The organism is Allobosea sp. LjRoot90 (genome assembly GCF_964254315.1).
Classification (GTDB): domain Bacteria; phylum Pseudomonadota; class Alphaproteobacteria; order Rhizobiales; family Beijerinckiaceae; genus Allobosea.
The window spans coordinates 211,412-229,024 of sequence record NZ_CAXUTF020000004.1; the positions used below are offsets into that span (position 1 = coordinate 211,412).

Annotated in this window: 13 protein-coding genes; 7 read left to right on the forward strand and 6 right to left on the reverse strand. The window is 66.7% G+C overall.

Features of this window, described 5'->3' with window-relative positions; genetic code table 11:
- Window positions 1-59 precede the first annotated feature (59 nt).
- The 7 genes from ACSQ3M_RS16445 (at window position 60) to ACSQ3M_RS16475 (ending at window position 9,486) form a co-directional block, all read left to right on the forward strand.
- Complete coding sequence (locus ACSQ3M_RS16445; RefSeq protein WP_436151154.1) at window positions 60-2,042, forward strand: GumC family protein; 1,983 nt, start codon at window positions 60-62, stop codon at window positions 2,040-2,042.
- The gene (locus tag ACSQ3M_RS16450) at window positions 2,039-3,295 is read left to right on the forward strand and encodes a hypothetical protein (RefSeq protein WP_436151155.1); all 1,257 of its coding nucleotides are present in this window, start codon (window positions 2,039-2,041) and stop codon (window positions 3,293-3,295) included. Before ACSQ3M_RS16445 ends, ACSQ3M_RS16450 begins: the two co-directional genes overlap by 4 nt.
- 278 nt (window positions 3,296-3,573) lie before the next feature.
- Window positions 3,574-3,819: an acyl carrier protein gene (locus ACSQ3M_RS16455; RefSeq protein WP_436151156.1), complete on the forward strand. Its 246-nt coding sequence runs from the start codon at window positions 3,574-3,576 to the stop codon at window positions 3,817-3,819.
- Between the two features lie 50 nt (window positions 3,820-3,869).
- The gene (locus ACSQ3M_RS16460) at window positions 3,870-5,054 is read left to right on the forward strand and encodes an acyl-CoA dehydrogenase family protein (protein ID WP_436151535.1); all 1,185 of its coding nucleotides are present in this window, start codon (window positions 3,870-3,872) and stop codon (window positions 5,052-5,054) included.
- Window positions 5,055-5,058: 4 nt separating this feature from the next.
- Window positions 5,059-5,979 (forward strand): amino acid--[acyl-carrier-protein] ligase, encoded by a 921-nt coding sequence (locus ACSQ3M_RS16465; protein WP_436151157.1) that lies wholly within the window; start codon window positions 5,059-5,061, stop codon window positions 5,977-5,979.
- A gap of 5 nt (window positions 5,980-5,984) precedes the next feature.
- The gene (locus ACSQ3M_RS16470; protein WP_436151536.1) at window positions 5,985-6,998 is read left to right on the forward strand and encodes a DUF1839 family protein; all 1,014 of its coding nucleotides are present in this window, start codon (window positions 5,985-5,987) and stop codon (window positions 6,996-6,998) included.
- Window positions 6,999-7,002: 4 nt separating this feature from the next.
- The gene (locus ACSQ3M_RS16475; protein WP_436151158.1) at window positions 7,003-9,486 is read left to right on the forward strand and encodes a glycosyl hydrolase 2 galactose-binding domain-containing protein; all 2,484 of its coding nucleotides are present in this window, start codon (window positions 7,003-7,005) and stop codon (window positions 9,484-9,486) included.
- A gap of 133 nt (window positions 9,487-9,619) precedes the next feature.
- On the opposite strand, the gene ACSQ3M_RS16480 is transcribed toward ACSQ3M_RS16475, so the two are convergent.
- From ACSQ3M_RS16480 to ACSQ3M_RS16505, 6 genes are all read right to left on the reverse strand, one after another.
- Window positions 9,620-11,278 (reverse strand): OFA family MFS transporter, encoded by a 1,659-nt coding sequence (locus tag ACSQ3M_RS16480; RefSeq protein WP_436151159.1) that lies wholly within the window; start codon window positions 11,276-11,278, stop codon window positions 9,620-9,622.
- Between the two features lie 97 nt (window positions 11,279-11,375).
- Window positions 11,376-11,618: a formate dehydrogenase subunit delta gene (locus ACSQ3M_RS16485; protein ID WP_436151160.1), complete on the reverse strand. Its 243-nt coding sequence runs from the start codon at window positions 11,616-11,618 to the stop codon at window positions 11,376-11,378.
- Window positions 11,619-11,641: 23 nt separating this feature from the next.
- A complete protein-coding gene (gene fdhD, locus ACSQ3M_RS16490; protein ID WP_436151161.1) occupies window positions 11,642-12,487 on the reverse strand; it encodes a formate dehydrogenase accessory sulfurtransferase FdhD in 846 nt (281 codons plus the stop codon).
- Window positions 12,474-15,356 carry a formate dehydrogenase subunit alpha gene (fdhF, locus tag ACSQ3M_RS16495; protein ID WP_436151162.1) on the reverse strand — a complete coding sequence of 961 codons (2,883 nt, stop codon included), beginning with the start codon at window positions 15,354-15,356 and terminating at the stop codon, window positions 12,474-12,476. Before fdhF ends, fdhD begins: the two co-directional genes overlap by 14 nt.
- A gap of 10 nt (window positions 15,357-15,366) precedes the next feature.
- Window positions 15,367-16,938, reverse strand: a complete 1,572-nt coding sequence (locus ACSQ3M_RS16500) for a formate dehydrogenase beta subunit (protein ID WP_436151163.1) — start codon at window positions 16,936-16,938, stop codon at window positions 15,367-15,369.
- A complete protein-coding gene (locus ACSQ3M_RS16505) occupies window positions 16,935-17,405 on the reverse strand; it encodes an NAD(P)H-dependent oxidoreductase subunit E (RefSeq protein WP_436151164.1) in 471 nt (156 codons plus the stop codon). Before ACSQ3M_RS16505 ends, ACSQ3M_RS16500 begins: the two co-directional genes overlap by 4 nt.
- Window positions 17,406-17,613 lie beyond the last annotated feature (208 nt).

The following is a 17,613-nucleotide window of genomic DNA, read 5'->3' on the forward strand; positions in this document are numbered from 1 at the left end:
CCGTCGGCGCGTCCGGCCGCGGATGCGCGTCGGATCGGGACAGGTCGAGGAGATTTGCGGTGCCGGCTGCGCTCGAGGCAGGTGGAAGAGACGACGCGCCCGCGACGGGCCGGCTCTCTGCTGCCTTCAGCCTGCCCGAACTGCTCCAGCTGCTGCGTCGGCGCCGCTGGCTGGTGATCGCGAGCGCAGTCCTCTGCCTGCTGCTCGCACTCGCCTATCTTTCGGTCCAGACCCCGATCTACCGGGCCACGGCGGAGCTCCTCGTCGATCCGCAGGCGCTGCAGGTCGTCGGCAAGGACATCGTTCGTACCGATACTTCGGCCTCGATCGACTTCGCCAATGTCGACAGCCAGGCGCTGGTGATGACCTCGACCGGCGTGCTGCGCCAGGTCATCGAGGATCTCGACCTCGAGAATGATCCGGCCTTCGCCCGCCCGCCCGGCCTGATCTCCCGGTTGCTCGGCCGGCTGGTGCAGCCGACGCCCGACCAGCGCCAGGCGCAGATGGTCGACGCGCTCAAGAAGTCGATCGTGATCCAGCGCGTCGAGAACTCGCTGGTCTTCCGCATCATCGTCTCGCATCCGCGGGCGCAGAAGGCGGCCGATATCGCCAATGGGCTGGCGCTGGTCTATTTCCGCCAGGGCAATGACGGACGCCGCTCCGTCGTCGAACGCGCCAACGTGACGCTGATCGACCAGATCTCCGGCCTGCGGACGCAGCTCGATACGGCGGAGCGCGCCGTCCAGGGCTTCCGCAGCCAGCATGGCCTCGTCAGCACTGGCGAAGGCGGGCTCATCATCTCGCAGCAATTGCGCGACCTCTATGGCCAGATCAGCCAGGCCGAAGCGGAATCCGCACGCCAGCAAGCCCGGCGCGACCAGCTGGGCCGCTATCAAAACCGCGATCCGCTTTCCGACACGCTGCCGGAGGCGCTCACCTCCTCGGTCGTGACCTCGCTCAGGGCACAATATGCCCAGAGCGCGCGCGAGGCGGCGAGCCTTGCCCAGACGCTCGCGCCGCAGCACCCGCGCCTGATCGAGATCCGGGCCGAGCTCGCCGAGACGCGCCGGCTTCTCGCCGGGGAGCTGGTCCGCCTGCGTGCCACGGTGCAGGAAGGCTATCGTCAGGCCGAGGCCAATCTCGCCAATCTCAGGAAGCGGGCGACTGAGCTGACCAAGTCGCAGGAGGTCAGCGGTGCCGCCCAGATCAAGCTGCGTCAGCTCGAAAGTGAGGCCGAAGCGGTCCGCGTGGTCTATAGCGCCTCGCTGCAACGCGCCAAGGAGCTCGAGCAGCAGAAGCGGATCGAGACCAACAACTCGCGCATGCTGTCCGAGGCCGTCGCGCCGGCGGTCGCCAGCCAGCCGCCGGCTCTGCTGGTGATTGCAGCGGCGCTGCTCTTCGGCAGCTGCGCCGGGCTCGGGGCAGCCTATCTCATCGAATGGCTGCCGACGTCGCGGCTCCTGCCCCAGATGGCGAAGCCGCTCACGCCGGAAGCGGCCGGCCGGGCGATCGGCGTCGGCACCGTGATATCGCTGCCGGCCAGGGCCGCCGGCCGTGAAGATGCGCTCCTTCCGATCACGCGGCTGTTGCAGAAGACGCTCGGCCCGCATCTGCCGGCTTCGGTGATGATCGCTGGCTCGGTCGACGATGCCACGCAGGCGGCGCTCGCCGAGCACCTCGCCAACAGCCTGGCGGCGCATGGCGAGAGCGTGCTGCTTTGCCAGGACGGGACTGGCCGCGACATGAACATCCGCCGGATCGAGCCCGCCGGGGCTATGCCGGCTCGACCGGGGCGGCCGCGCAACTTCATCGTCATGCGGCGGACCGCGCAGGCCGACGGCAAGGCGAGCGCACGGCCGGACGCGATCGTGTTCGCAACCTCGCTCGCCGGTGAAACCACCCGCAGCCTCGTCGATCAGGCGGCTGCGATCGACCCGGCCGGGGAGCACATTGTCGCGCTCGTCGTTCCCGAGAGCGCGGGAGCCGGTGTGTCCAGCGTGGCGGCCCGCTGGCTGCGGCGTCCGGCGCAGGCGGCCGCGTGAGCAGGCCCTCGGCCATGGCTGACGGCTTCGATCCGAGCCGGCCTCTCCCGACCCTGCCGATCGCGCTGCTGATCGGCGCGCTCACCTTCAACATGGCGCTGTGCTTCATCAACACAAACGTCATGGGCATCAACGACACCATGGTGATGGGCTGCGAGGTGGTGCTGGTCGCGGCCGCGCTCTATCTTGGCCTCGGACGGAACGCGGCGCCCTATCTGCTGCTGGCGATCTTCTTTTCCTATGCCGTCCTGCTGATGGCGATGCGGCCGCTGATCGATCCCAAGGCGGTACGCGATTTCCTGATCCCGATCGCCTTCTATCTGCTCGGCAAGAGCTGCAATGATATAAGATTGGCCGACCGTGCCGCCCTCGTCTGCGGGCTCATCGTCGTCGCCTTCGGCCTGTTCGAGTTCCTCGCGCTCGATGTCTACGTCTCCTATTTCAACATCATCAAATATTATGTGGCGCGCGGCACGGTGGCGCCGAGCGACGTCAGCAGCCAGACCGGCGCGCTCTTCGCCAGCGGCCTCAGACCCGACTCGCGCACGCTTCTGCCGTTCCTCGGGCCGCACCGGGCATCCTCGGTCTTCCTCGAGCCGATCTCGACCGGCAATTTCGGTGCGATCCTCTATATCTGGACGCTCAACCGACCGGGCATGGCCAAGCGCTGGCTGACCATGGCGACGGGGCTGGCGGCGATCGTCCTCAGTGACTCGCGCTTCGGCGCCAATGTCTGCATCGTCGCGACGATCGCTTACTTGGTGGCGCCGCGCACGCCGCGCTTCATCTGGCTGGTGGCGCCCTTCGTCGCCCTGATCGGGCTTGCGATCTATGGCTTCACCAGCGCCGAGGTGAACTGGCAGAATAACTTCATGGGTCGCATGCTCTGGACGGCGCGGCTCATCACCTCGCTTTCGCCCGCAGCGGTCTGGGGCCTGTCGCCGGACAAGCCCTTCCTCTCCGATTCCGGCTACGCCTATTCGCTCAACCAGATCGGGCTCATCGGCGTGATCGGCTTCTGGAGCCTGTTCATCTTCGCTCCGGAGCGATCGCCCCGCGCCTGGCGCTTCAAGGTCTGTGTCGCGACCTATATCTGCCTGCTGATGATCGTCAGCGACTCCGTCTACTCGATCAAGACGGCCGCATTGCTCTGGTTCATGACTGGATCGAGCGATGCTGCTGTGGGTGCAGAACCTGCCAAGGCCGTAGAGCGCGACGCTGAACCAGCCTATTCCGTGGCGGCAACCGGCTGAACCGGCTGCATCTCAGCTATTCGAGCAACCAGCTATTTACCACATGTCCAAACGTCAGCCAGTAAAGCGCATTGCCGGTGCTTTCCGTGATGCACGCAAGGCAACTTTAAATTTTATGCGTTAGGCCTGACGTAACGAACGACACGGCGTCACACCAATCGACGGAAAGCCTCACGACGGATACTGCGACCGCGCCCTGCGCGAGCGTTTACCTCCGTATGCCGAGGCTAGGCCGCTGCGACGCCACGCCAGTGATACGGGACAGGGCAGGACGAGAGATGAAGACCAGGATCCGCGAAATCCTCAAGACCACCGGCAAGCTCCCGGTCGACGTCGCCACGCTCGGCGACGAGGCCGATCTCTACAATGCCGGCCTCACCTCCTTCGGCACGGTCGAGCTGATGATGGCGCTCGAGGATGCCTTCGAGGTTGAATTCCCGGACATGATGATGAACCGGCGCAACTTCGCCTCGATCGCCGCGATCGAGAGCGCGATCCGCACCATCCAGAGCGAGCACGTTTGATGACGACGCTCGCCCGCCTCGCTGAAGCCGGCTACCAGCTCACCTCCGAGATGCCCGGCGCCAGCGCCGAAGCGCAGAAGGCGATGGTCGCCAAGGCGCGCAAGATCGCCAAGCTCGCGGCCGAGCATGCGGCGGATGTCGATGCGAACTCGCGCTTCCCGCAGGAGGTGTTCGAGGCGCTGAAGCAGGAGCGCCTGCTCGGCATCATGATCCCGGCTGCCCATGGCGGCGAAGAGGCGAGCCATTCGACGATCTCGGAGATATGCGCCGTGCTGGGGCAAGCCTGCGCCTCGAGCGGCATGATCTACGCGATGCACCAGATCAAGGTGTCGAGCCTGGTGGTGCATTGCGGTGATGATCCCTGGCACAGCGCCTTCATGGCCCGCATCGCTCGCGAGCAGCTCCTGCTGGCGTCGGCGACGACCGAGGGCGGTGGCGTCGGCGGCGACCTGCGCTCTTCGATCTGCGGCGTGGTGCGCGAGGGCGACGATTTCACGCTCGATAAGGAAGGCTGCCTGATCTCCTATGGCGCGCAGGCCGATGCCATTCTGATCACCTCGCGGCGCACGCCCGAGGCCCCGCCTTCCGACCAGGTCATGTCCGTCCTGACCAGCGACCAGTACCGGCTCGAGCGCAGCGCCGCCTGGGACACGATGGGCATGCGCGGCACCTGCTCCGACAACTTCACCTTCGCCGGCCGGGCCCCGGCCGAGCAGATCATCCCGGTGCCCTTCGCCGAGATCGCGGCGCAGTCGATGCTGCCCAACGCGCATCTGCTCTGGGCTTCGGTCTGGTACGGCATTGCGGCGGAGGCGGTGGCCCGCGCCGAAGGCTTCGTGCGCAGCGAGGCGCGCAAGCGTCCAGGCTCGACCCCGCCGAGCGCGCTACGCCTCGCCGAGCTGCTCGCCCGCCTGCAGCAATTCAAGGCGCTGGTCGTCGCCGGGCTCGACCGCTACGAGCGCGCCCGCGGCGATGCAGACGAACTCTCCTCGATGGGCTTCGTCGTGGCGATGAACAGCATCAAGGTCGTCGCCTCGCAAAGCGTCGGCGAGATCGTGATGCAGGCCTTCCTGATCTGCGGCATCCAGGGCTATCGCAATGACAGCCCGGCGAGCCTGGCGCGCCTGATGCGCGATGCGCTCTCGGCGCCGATCATGATCAACAACGACCGAATCCTCGGCAACACCTCCAACCTGCTGGCGGTCTACAAACACGACCCCAGCCTTTCCCGGTGATCGCATGTGCCAGAATTGCCCCCAGCCGCAGGGTTTCCTTGCGGAGCTGATCGATAACGGCCTGCTGATCGACACGGGTGTCGACGGGCTCTATGGCCGCAGCGGCCTGTTCGAGGAGGTCGTCGCCCAGTTCGACCTGCTGATCACCCGCTATGGCGGAAAGGACGGCGCCGAAGTCGCGCGCTTTCCGCCGGCGATGAGCCGCAGCGCTTTCGAGAAGAGCGGCTATCTCAAGAGCTTCCCGCAGCTCGCCGGCACCGTGCACGCCTTCGACGGTGACGAGCGCGCCCATGCCGAATTGCTGCACAACGTCGCCGAAGGGCATGACTGGACCGGTGGCCAGAAGTCGACCGACGTCGTGCTGACGCCGGCCGCCTGCTACGTGCTCTACCCGGTGGTCGCCAAGCGCGGGCCGCTCAAGCCGGACGGCGCGCTGTTCGACCTGCAATCCTACTGCTTCCGGCACGAGCCCTCGAAGGACCCGGCCCGGATGCAGCTCTTCCGGATGCGCGAATATGTCCGCTTCGGCACGCCCGAGCAGGTCACGGATTTCCGTGCACTCTGGCTCGAGCGCGGCCAGGAGATGATGGCCTCGCTCGGCGTGCCCTTGCATGTCGATGTCGCCAACGATCCGTTCTTCGGCCGCGCCGGGCGCATGCTCGCCAACAACCAGCGCGACCAGCGCCTGAAGTTCGAGCTCCTGATCCCGATCGAGAGCGAGGAGAAGCCGACCGCCTGCCTCTCCTTCAACTATCACCAGGACCATTTCGGCACGACCTGGGGCATTGAGACCTCCGCCGGCGAGACCGCGCATACGGCTTGCGTCGGTTTCGGCATGGAGCGGGTCGCGCTCGCTTTGTTCAAGCACCATGGCTACGACGTCGCGCGCTGGCCGACCGCGGTCCGCGACGTGCTCTGGCCGTGAGTGCCATGACGGCCCAGCGCAAGATCGCCGAGCCTGCTGGTTTGGCCGGCCGGCTGCTGCCGGTCGACCCGCTCGCCTATATCAGGCATGCTATGCATGCCGGCGAGCGGCACTGGCCGCAGACCAATTGCTATGCTGACCTCTGGATCGAGATCCTCAACGCGCTGGGGCTGGAGCCGGCTGCCGCCTTCGGCTTCACCGTCACCCAGGATTTCGAGGGCGATCAGTTCACCTTCTTCAAGCCGCCGCTCGAGGACCTCGAGGCGCTCTACGGTCTGAAGGTGACGGAGCTTGCGCTCTATGACGAGCTGATCGGCCATATCGAGCAGCAGATCGTACTCGGCCGGCTGGTGCTGCTCGAACTCGATTCCTTCTACATGCCCGACACGCGCGGGGTCTCCTATCGGGAGAGCCACGGCAAGACGACGATCGCGGTGAACCGGCTCGACCGCGTCACCCGCGAGCTCGACTACTTCCACAATGACGGCCTGCACCGGGCCGAAGGCGAGGACTTTGACGGGCTGTTCCGGCTTCTGCCGGGGCAAATGCGCGAGGACACGCTCTTCCCCTATGCCGAGATGGTGCGGCTGCCGCAGCGCCGGCCGGACGAAGCGGCCTTGCGCGCGACGGCGCTGAGGCTGCTCGCCCGCCATGTCGCGCGCCGGCCGCAGGGCAATCCGGTCGCGGCCTTCCGCGTCGTGGCGACCGCACAGGCTGAGGCGTTGGCCGAGCGTCCGGGCGCGGCCTTCCATCACTACGCCTTCAACACGCTGCGCCAGCTCGGCGCCAATTTCGAACTGCTCGCCAGCCATCTGTCCTGGCTCGGCCAGTCGGTCGATGGGCTGGAGGTCGCCCGCGATGGCTCCCTGCGCATTGCCGAGGGCGCCAAGGTGGCGCAGTTCCACCTCGCCAGGGCGATGAAGCAGAAGCGCTTCGAGCGTCTTGACGCGACGCTTGCCGGGCTCGTCGGCGAATACGATCAGGTCAGCGAAGCGCTCGGCCAGCGCTTCCCCGGCTGAGGCGATGGCCCGCATCGTCGCGCGCTCCGGCGAACGCGTCGAGCAACTGGACGGCTGGTCCTGGCTCGCGACAGCGGCCGATGCCGCCGCGACGCCGGCCGATCTGCTGGGTTACGGCAACTGGCAAGAGGCCGCGGTGCCGGGCACGGTCGCCGGGACATTGCGCAGCCTTGGCCGGCTCGATGACGCCAGCGCCGATGCGATCGGCTTGCAGGACCACTGGTATCGCACGCAGCTGGCCCGACCTTTGAGCGGACGCCTGCGCTTCGACGGACTGGCGACGGTCAGCGAAATCTGGATTGACGGCGTCAAGCGAGCCGAAAGCTCGTCAATGTTCGCAGCCGTCGAGCTCGACGTCGACTGCGCGGCCGGGACCGAGATTGCGCTGTGCTTCCGCGCGTTGGCGCCAAAGCTCGCCGCCGCCCCGCGCCGCGCCCGCTGGCGGCCGACGATGATCCAGCCCAACGGCCTGCGCTGGTTCCGTACCAGCGCGCTCGGTTCGATGCCGGGCTGGTGCCCGCCCGGCCTGCCGACCGGGCCTTATCGCCCGGTGCTGCGGATCGAGAGCAAGGCGGGTACAGCGCGGATAGAGGCCGTCGATCTGCGCACGAGCTATGAGGGTGGCGTCGGCACTGTTGCGCTCAGCTTGACGCTTGCCGCGAATGCGTCGCTGCCAGGTAGCGCCATCATGCGCTGCGCCGGCGGCGAAGTGGCTTTGCAGGTGGATGGCGAAGAGAAATTAGCCGGAACATTGTCTTTGCCCGGCATCACTCCCTGGTTCCCACACACCCATGGCGAGCCGACGCTGCACGATCTCACACTGACGCTCGATGACGAGACGATCGGTCTCGGCCGCATCGGCTTCCGTTCGCTCGAGGTCGATCGCGGCGCCGATGGCGAGGGTTTTGGCCTCATCGTCAACGGCGTGCCGGTTTTCTGTCGCGGCGCCTGCTGGAGCAATGCCGACGTCACGACGCTGGCCGGCGGCCGCGCGACTTACGAGCCCTGGCTCCGGTTGGCGCGCGGCGCGGGCATGAACATGATCCGCCTGCCCGGCGTGATGAGCTATGAGGACGACGCCTTCTTCGCGCTCTGCGACGAGCTCGGCATCATGGTCTGGCAGGAGATGATGCTGGCCAATTTCGATTATCCGCAGGGCGATGCCGGGTTCCGTGCGACGATCGCGGCGGAGGTCGAGACTCTGCTCAATAGGACGCAGGGCTCGCCATGCCTCGCCGTGCTCTGTGGCGGCAGCGAGGTCTTCCAGCAATCGGCGATGCTCGGCGCGCCGCCCGAAGCCTGGTCCGGCCCGGTCTTCGACGAGATCCTGCCGGCGGCGGTCGCCACTTTACGACCCGATATCGCCTATGTCCCGAATTCGCCCTCGGGCGGGCCGCTGCCCTTCGTCGCCGACAAGGGCGTCACGCATTATTACGGCGTCGGCGCCTATATGCGCGGCCTCGACGATGCCCGCCGCGCCAATGTGCGCTTCGCCGCCGAGAGCCTCGCCTTCGCCAACGTGCCGGAAGAGATCTCGCTGCGCAGCGGCACGCCTCCGGCGATCACCCATCATCCCGACTGGAAGCGCGCCGTGCCGCGTGATGCGGGCGCCTCCTGGGATTTCGAGGATGTGCGCGACCGTTACCTCGAACGCCTCTATGGGCTCGACCCGGCGCTGCTCCGGCGCGAGGATCCGGAGCGCTATTTCGCCTTGTCGCGCGCGACCGTCGCCGAGGTGATGGAGGAGACCTTCGCCGAATGGCGCCGGCCGGGCTCGCCGACGCGCGGCGCGCTGGTCTGGCTGCTGCAAGATCTCCAGCCCGGCGCAGGCTGGGGCGTGATCGCCAGCGATGGCGAACCGAAATCAGCCTGGCATGGGCTCGCCCGTGCCTTCCGGCCGGTCCAGCTCGTGCTCACCGATGAGGGCGTGAATGGGCTCGCCTTGCATGTCATCAACGAACGGCCCGAGTCGTTGGCCGCGATAGTGGAGCTGACCTGCTGGCGCGCCGGTGAGGTTGCCGTCGTGCAAGCGAAGCGCGAGGTCGCGCTCGGTCCGCGCTCGGCGACGACGCTGTCGGCCTTCGAGCTGATCGGCCGCTTCTTCGACATCGCCTATGCCTATCGCTTCGGCCCGCCCGGCCATGGCGTGACCTCGGCGGTGCTGAGGGATACCACGAGCGGCGAGGTGCTGGCGGAGGCCTTCCACTTCCCGCTTGGGCGCGGCCATGAGCGGCACCCGTGCCGACTTGCCGCGCAGCTGGAGCGCGAGGGCGACGAGTGGAGCCTGGTTCTCTCGGCCCAGCGCTTCGCGCAATCGGTCGAGATTGTCGACCATGGCTGGCGGCCGGAGCGGAACTGGTTCCACATGGCGCCGGGTGAGCCGCGGCGCGTCCGCCTGCTGCAACGCGCAGGGGCCAGCGGTGAGCCGACTGGCGAAGTCCGTGCCGTCAACGCCATCGACCGTGTGAGCTATTCCGCCGAGGTCTGAGCTTGAGTCAGACAGGTATGGCAAAGCCACGCTGCGGCGAGTTGGGCGCCCGTAGCTTACGGGCGCCACCCGATTTGGAATGTAGTGGCCGGAAGCACCCGCCGCGGAGCGCTTCCGACCGGTTTGTGCTCGCTCAGCGGAACAGCGCCAGCGACTTGCTCAGCGTGATCCAGACGCCCCAGGCGAGTGGCAACCCGACCACGGCCCAGGCGAGCAGCGCCGCGCCATCGACGCCGCCCTTCCCGATGCCGTAGGAACCGTACTGGACGGTGGCATTGGCGCTGGCGCTCCTGGCCTGCAGGGCCGCGACCTCCGCATCCTTCATGAACCATCTGGTCGCGACAGGGCGGACGAGCAGGTTGCAGATGAAGCCGAGGACCAGCATGCCGGCGAGGATATAGAGCGTGCGGTCATAGACCTGCGCGCGCGGCACGCCGGCGGCGATCTGCGCCTCGCGGATGTAGTTGACCACCACCGGGCCGACGATGCCGGCCGTCGACCACGCGGTGAGCAGCCGGCCATGGATCGCGCCGACGAACTGCGTGCCGAACATGTCGGCGAGATAGGCCGGGACCGTCGCGAAGCCGCCGCCATACATCGACAGGATGATGCAGAAGAAGGCGACGAAGAGCGCCAGAGAGCCGGCATGCGCTGCCCATGGCGAGAGCCCGTACATCAGGATGCCGAGCCCGAAGAAGGTGGCGTAGGTCAGCTTGCGGCCGAGCTTGTCCGACAGCGAGGCCCAGAAGAAGCGGCCGACGATGTTGAACAGCGAGAGCAAGCCGACGAAGGCCGCGGCGATCGTCGCGATCTGCTTCTTCTGCTCGGCGTCGAGCGCGGCGAAGCCGATCTCGGGCTTGCCGATCAACGAGCCCGCGAAGATCTCCTGCAGCATCGGCGAGGCCATGCCGATGACGCCGATGCCGGCCGAGACGTTGAGGCAGAGCACGGCCCAGATCAGCCAGAACTGCTTCGTCTTGTGCGCCTCCTTGAGATGGACATGGCCGGAGGTGATCATCGCGTTCTGCGTCGCCGGCGGGGTCCAGCCTTCCGGGCGCCAGCCCGAGGGCGGGATGCGGTAGCCGAAGGTGCCGGCCATCATGAAGACGAAGTAGATTCCGGCCATCACGACGAAGGTCTGCCAGACGCCGACCGAGGTCGGGGTCTTGAACATGTTCATCAGGATGTCGGCGAGCGGCGAGCCGATCATGGCACCGCCGCCGAAGCCCATGATCGCCATGCCGGTCGCCATGCCACGCCGGTCGGGGAACCATTTCACCAGGGTCGAGACCGGCGAGATGTAGCCGAGGCCAAGCCCGATGCCGCCGATCACGCCGGAGCCGAGCCACATCAGCCAGAGCTGGTGCGTGTAGACGCCGAAGGCCGAAATCACGAGGCCGCCGCACCAGCACAAGGTCGAGACGAAGGCAGCCTTGCGCGGGCCGACGCGCTCGAGCCAGCCGCCCCAGATCGCCGCGGAGGAGCCGAGCAGCACGAAGAACAGCGTGTACATCCAGCCGAGATCGGCGACCTTCCAGTCGCAGGAGGTGGTGAACAGCGAGGCGAGGAGACCGACATCGGCGGCGCAGGCGACCGGCTTGGTCACGCCGATAGCCTGGCTGAGCGGCAGCCAGAACACCGAGAAGCCATAGGCCATGCCGATGCACAGATGGATGCACAGCGCCGCCGGCGGCACGAGCCAGCGGTTGAAGCCGGCCTTGGCGATGATCCTCTCGCGGTCGAGCAACCCTATCCCGGGAGCCGTCTCGCCGATTCCTTGTGCGATGCTCATCCCTCGTTCCCTTTCCCCAAAGCACTGCCGGTCGCGCCGGGGCATGTCCCCGGCCCGTTGCAAAGCTGTTCGCGACGATTTCGGCTGCCGCGGCCCTCTACCCGCTTGGCGCGGGCCTTATCTTGGCGCGCGCCTGCCGCACGAGAGGCGACAGGGTTGACGCATCCTTCTCGAAGCCGGCGCGGAAATCCTCGCGCATGCGCTTCGTCCAGAACTGGTTGATGTGATCGGCGATCGAAGCGACCGCCTGCTCGTCCGGATAGGACTTGAAGAAGTCGCCGATCTGGTTGGCCATGAGGGCGAGCTTGGCGAGGTTCTCGCTCGCATGATCCCGGGTCATCGCTTCGCTGCTCTTCGCCTCGATCATCTCGCTTCGCTCTCAACGGGGTCGGCGAGGCGTCCGGCAAAGACGGTGGCGGAGTCGGCGCGCGCGATGCAGACCAGGGTCAGGCCGAGCGCGTTCGCCCGTTCGATCGCCAGCGAGGTCGGCGCCGAGAGCGAGACCAGCGTGCCAGCCCCGAAGATCGCGGCCTTCTCGACCATTTCGAAGGAAGCGCGGCTGGTGACCAGGACGAAGCCATCGCTCGCATCGTGGCCGGCGCGCAGGCGCGCGCCGATCAGCTTGTCGAGGGCGTTGTGGCGGCCGACATCCTCGCGCACCGCCAGGATCGCGCCGTCGCGGTCGCACCAGGCGGCGGCATGGACCGAGCGGGTCAGGCGGTGCAACGGCTGCTGGCGCTCGAGCGTGGACAGTGCTGCACCGATCGCCGCGGGTGCGATCGGCCTCGCCGCGGCAGTGCGCGCCTCGGCTGTTGGCAGGTCGGCGAGGCCCTCGACGCCGCAAAGCCCGCAGGAGGTTCGGCCCGAGAGGTTGCGACGGCGGGCGAGATGCTCGCGGAAGCGGCCGGGCGCGAGCTCGACGGTAACGACGAGACCCTCCGCCTGCGGCGCGAGCGCAATCCCCCTGATCTCGTCGACGTTGCGGACGATGCCTTCGGTCAGGCTGAAGCCGGCGACGAAATCCTCGATGTCCGACGGCGTCGCCATCATCACCGCATAGGGCAGGTTGCCGTAGACGATGTTGATGGGCGACTCGACGGCGACCTCGGCGCTCGCGTCGAGGGCTGGATCGGCCGCGCCGAAGCGCACGGTCCGGACGCGGACCGCATGACTCGCCGGCGGCTGTGCGGGCGGGCTATTCCGCGGCATCGGGCAAGCGCCCCGCGATCAGGCGCAGCGAGACGTCCTGCTCGCGATTGCGCTCCTGCCATTCGGAATAATAGTTCGTCCGCCGAACCTCGACCGCCGTGACCTTGTATTCCGGGCAGTTCGTCGCCCAGTCGGAATAGTCGGTGGTGATGACGTTGGCGCCAGTCTCGGCGTGGTGGAAGGTGGTGTAGACCACGCCGGGCTGCACCCGCTCGGTGATTTCGGCGCGCAGCGAGATGTCGCCGGAGCGGCTGGCGAGCGCGACGAGATCGCCGTCATTGATGCCGCGGCTCTCGGCGTCGAAGGGGTGGATCTCCAGCATGTCCTCGTCATGCCAGGCCTGGTTCTCGGTGCGCCTGGTCTGCGCCCCGACATTGTATTGCGAGAGAATGCGGCCGGTGGTCAGGATCAGCGGATAACGCGGGCCGGTACGCTCCTGCGTCGGCACGTACTCCGTGATCATGAACTTGCCCTTGCCGCGCACGAAGCGGTCGACATGCATCAGCGGCGTGCCGGTCGGTGCCTTGTCGTTGCAGGGCCACTGCACCGAGCCGAGCTTCTCGAGCTTGTCGTAGCTCACGCCGGCGAAGCTCGGCGTCAGTCTGGCGATCTCGTCCATGATCTCGCTCGGATGGCCATAGGCCATCTCGTAGCCAAGCGCGCTGGCGAGATCGATCGTCGCCTGCCATTCCGACTTACCCGAGAGCGGCGCCATCACCTGGCGGACGCGGTTGATGCGGCGCTCGGCATTGGTGAAGGTGCCGTCCTTCTCCAGGAAGGAGGAGCCCGGCAGGAAGACATGGGCGTATTTCGCCGTCTCGTTCAGGAACAGGTCCTGGATGACGACGCATTCCATCGCGGCGAGGCCGGCCGTGACATGCTGGGTATTCGGATCGGACTGGGCGATGTCCTCGCCCTGGACATAGAGGCCCTTGAAGCTGCCGCCGACGGCTTCGTCGAGCATGTTGGGGATGCGCAGGCCCTGCTCGGCGTCGAGCGGCACGCCCCACATCATCTCGAAGACCTGCCTCGTCGCGTCATCCGAGACGTGGCGATAGCCGGTGAACTCGTGCGGGAAGGAGCCCATGTCGCAAGCGCCCTGGACGTTGTTCTGCCCGCGCAGCGGATTGATGCCGACGCCGTCGCGGCCGATATTGCCGGTCGCCATGGCAAGATTCGCCATCGCCATCACCGTGGTCGAGCCCTGGCTGTGCTCGGTGACGCCCAAGCCGTAATAGATCGCGCCATTGCCGCCCAGGGCGTAGAGCCGCGCCGCGGCGCGGACATCGGCCGCCGGCACGCCGGTGAACTCCTCGCTCGCTTCCGGCGAGTTGCGCTCCTCGGCGACAAAACGGGCCCAGAGCTCGAAATCGGCGAGGTCGCAGCGCTCGCGGACATAAGTCTCGGCGATCAGCCCCTCGGTCACCACGACATGGGAGATGGCGTTGAGGAGCGCGACATTGGTGCCGGGCTTCAGTTGCAGATGGTAGTCGGCCTTGACGTGCGGCGACTTGACGAGGTCGATCCGGCGCGGATCGGCGACGATCAGCCTGGCGCCCTGGCGCAGGCGCTTCTTCATCCTGGAGGCGAAGACCGGGTGGCCGTCGGTCGGATTGGCGCCGATGACGATGATGACGTCGGATTTGGCGACCGACTTGAAATCCTGCGTGCCGGCCGAGGTGCCGAGCGTCGTCTTCAGGCCATAGCCGGTCGGCGAATGGCAGACGCGGGCGCAGGTATCGACATTGTTGTTGCGGAAGGCGGCACGCACCAGCTTCTGGACGAGGAAGACCTCCTCATTGGTGCAGCGCGAGGAGGTGATGGCGCCGACCGACTCGCGCCCATACGTCGTCTGAATGCGCTTGAACTCGCTGGCGGCGTAGCCGATCGCCTCTTCCCACGACACTTCGCGCCAGGGATCGGTGATCTTCTCGCGGATCATCGGCTTGGTCATGCGGTCCTGATGGGTCGCATAGCCCCAGGCAAAGCGGCCCTTCACGCAGGAATGGCCTTCGTTCGCCTTGCCGTCCTTGTAGGGCACCATGCGCACGACACGATCGCCCTGCATCTCGGCCTTGAACGAGCAACCGACGCCGCAATAGGCGCAGGTCGTGACCTTGGAATGCTCGGGCTGGCCGAGCTCGATCACCTTGTTCTCCATCAGCGTCGCCGTTGGGCAGGCCTGGACACAGGCGCCGCAGGAGACGCATTCGGAGCCGAGGAAATCGGTCGGACCCGCCGCGACGCGTGAATCGAAGCCGCGGCCGGTGATCGTCAGCGCGAAGGTGCCCTGCACCTCGGCGCAGGCGCGCACGCAACGATTGCAGACGATGCACTTGGTCGGATCGTAGGTGAAATAGGGGTTGGAGGTGTCCTTGGGCAGCCAGTTCTCGTTGGCGTAGCCCTCGGAAGTCGCCGGCTTGACGTGATTCTCGCCGTCATAGCCGTAGCGGACCTCGCGCAGACCGACCGCCCCGGCCATGTCCTGCAATTCGCAATCGCCATTGGCGGAGCAGGTCAGGCAGTCGAGCGGGTGATCGGAGATGTACAGCTCCATCACGCCCTTGCGCAGCGAGGAGAGGTTCTCCGTTTGGGTCCGCACGACCATGCCGTCCTCGGCCGGCGTGGTGCAGGACGAGGGCGTGCCGCGTCTGCCTTCGATCTCGACCAGGCAAAGCCGGCAGGAACCGAAGGGTTCGAGCGAGTCGGTGGCACAGAGCTTGGGAATCTTGGTGCCGAGACTCATCGCCGCCGCCATCACCGAGGTGCCGGCCGGGACCGTGACGCTCTCGCCGTCGATCGTCAGCGTCACCGTCTTCTCGGCGACCCGGATCGGCGTTCCGAAATCGATCTCCTTGATCAGGCTCATTTCGGGCTCCTCATTCGGCTGCCAACGGCAACGGCGGTGCCGGCGGGCGGTCGAAATCCTCGAAGAAGTGGTTGAGCGCGCTCATCACCGGCATCGGGGTGAGGCCGCCCATGGCGCAGAGCGACGCGTCGGTCATCAGCTTGTTGAGATCGCGCAGCACGGCGAGGTTCTTCGGCCGCTCGTGGCCTGCAATGATCCTGTCGACCAGCTCGACGCCGCGCGTCGCGCCGATGCGGCAGGGCGTGCACTTGCCGCAGCTCTCCTTGGCGCAGAACTCGAAGGCGAAGCGCGCCTGCTTGGCCATATCGACGCTGTCGTCGAAGACGACGATGCCGCCATGGCCGAGCATGGCGCGGATGCCAGCCAGCGCCTCATAATCCATCGGCGTATCGAGCTGATCTGCGGTGAGATAGGCGCCGAGCGGGCCGCCGACCTGAACGGCCCGGATCGGCCGGCCCGACAGCGTGCCGCCGCCCATGTCCTCGATGATCTCGCGAAGCGAAATGCCGAAGGCGAGTTCGATCAATCCGCCGCGCTTGACGTTGCCGCCGAGCTGCACCGGCAGCGTGCCGCGCGAGCGGCCCATGCCGTAATCGGCATAGGCCTTGGCGCCATGGGTCAGGATCCAGGGCACGGCGGCGAAGGAGAGCACGTTGTTGACGATGGTCGGCTTGCCGAACAGGCCCTGCAAAGCCGGGATCGGCGGCTTGGCCCGCACGATGGCGCGCTTGCCCTCGAGGCTCTCCAGCAGCGAGGTCTCCTCGCCGCAGATATAGGCGCCGGCTCCCAACCGGACCTCGAGCTCGAAGGCCTTGCCCGAGCCGAGCACGGATTGGCCGAGGACGCCGGCATTGCGCGCCTTCAGGATCGCTCTTTGCAGCGCTTTGTGGGCGTGCGGATATTCCGAGCGCAGATAGATGTAGCCTTTGGTCGCGCCAACGGCGATGGCAGCGATCGCCATGCCCTCGATCAGCAGAAAGGGATCGCCTTCCATCAGCATCCGGTCAGCGAAGGTGCCGCTGTCGCCCTCGTCGGCATTGCAGACGATATATTTCTGCTCGGCCCTGGCGTCGTGGACGGTCTTCCATTTGATCCCGGTCGGGAAACCGGCGCCGCCGCGGCCGCGCAGGCCGGATGCCTTGACCTCTTCGACGATCGCGGTGCCGGTGAGCGAGAGCGCCTTCTCCAGGCCTTTCAGCCCGTCATAAGCGCGATAGTCGGCAAGGGAGAGCGGATCGGTGACGCCGACGCGGGCGAAGGTCAGGCGCTGTTGGCGCTTCAGCCAGTCGAGCTCATCGACCGGGCCGAGGCGCAGGCCATGTGCGCCGCCATTCTGGAAGCCGGCCCCGAACAGCGTGGCAACGTCCTTGGCCGCGACCGGGCCATAGGCGATCCGGCCGTCCGCGGTCTCGACCTCGACCATGGGTTCGAGCCAGAGCATGCCGCGCGAGCCGTTGCGGATGATCTCGACCGCGATGCCGCGCGCTTGCGCCTCTTTCGCAATGGCCTGCGCGACGGCCTCGGCGCCGATCGAGAGGGCGGCGGCGTCGATCGGGACGTAGATGCGGATCGCTTCGCTCATTGCCGTGCTCCGCACAGCGCCGCGACGCGGTCGGCATCGACCCGGCCGATCAATTCGCCTTCGATCAGGGCGGAGGGGCCAAGCGCGCAATTGCCCAGGCAATAGACCGTTTCGACCACCGCATCGCGGTTGCCATCGTGGCTGTCGACGACGATGCCGTGCTCGCGCGCGAGGTCCTCGACCAGCGCCTCGCAGCCGAGCGCCTGGCAGGCCTCGGCGCGGCAGAGCTTGACGATATGGCGCGGCGGGGGAGCGGTCCGGAAGTCATGGTAGAAGGAGATGGTGCCGTGCACATCGGCCCGCGACAGGTTGAGCGCCTCAGCAATCAGCGGCACGGCCTTGGGATCGACATAACCGAACTCCTCCTGCAGCGCGTGCAGGATCGGGAGAGTCGCTCCTTCGAGATGCGAGAGGCCCGCAATGATCAGACGCGCGCCGTCTTCGTCCCAGGCCGGGTATGCCGCCATGTTTCCTCCGTCCCCAGCCGCTTTTCGGCTCTCGATTGGAGGAATTGAGAACTAAGCTTGGAACAGGTTCAAATCGTTTGTTCCAACTGTATGATAGATAAAAACTATCAAAAATAACCGGATCGCGGATGAGCCTAAAAATTTATAGCACGATCTGGCCGATAAGCATCGATTATCGCGTGATTTTGCGACGCACAAAAAGCAGGTG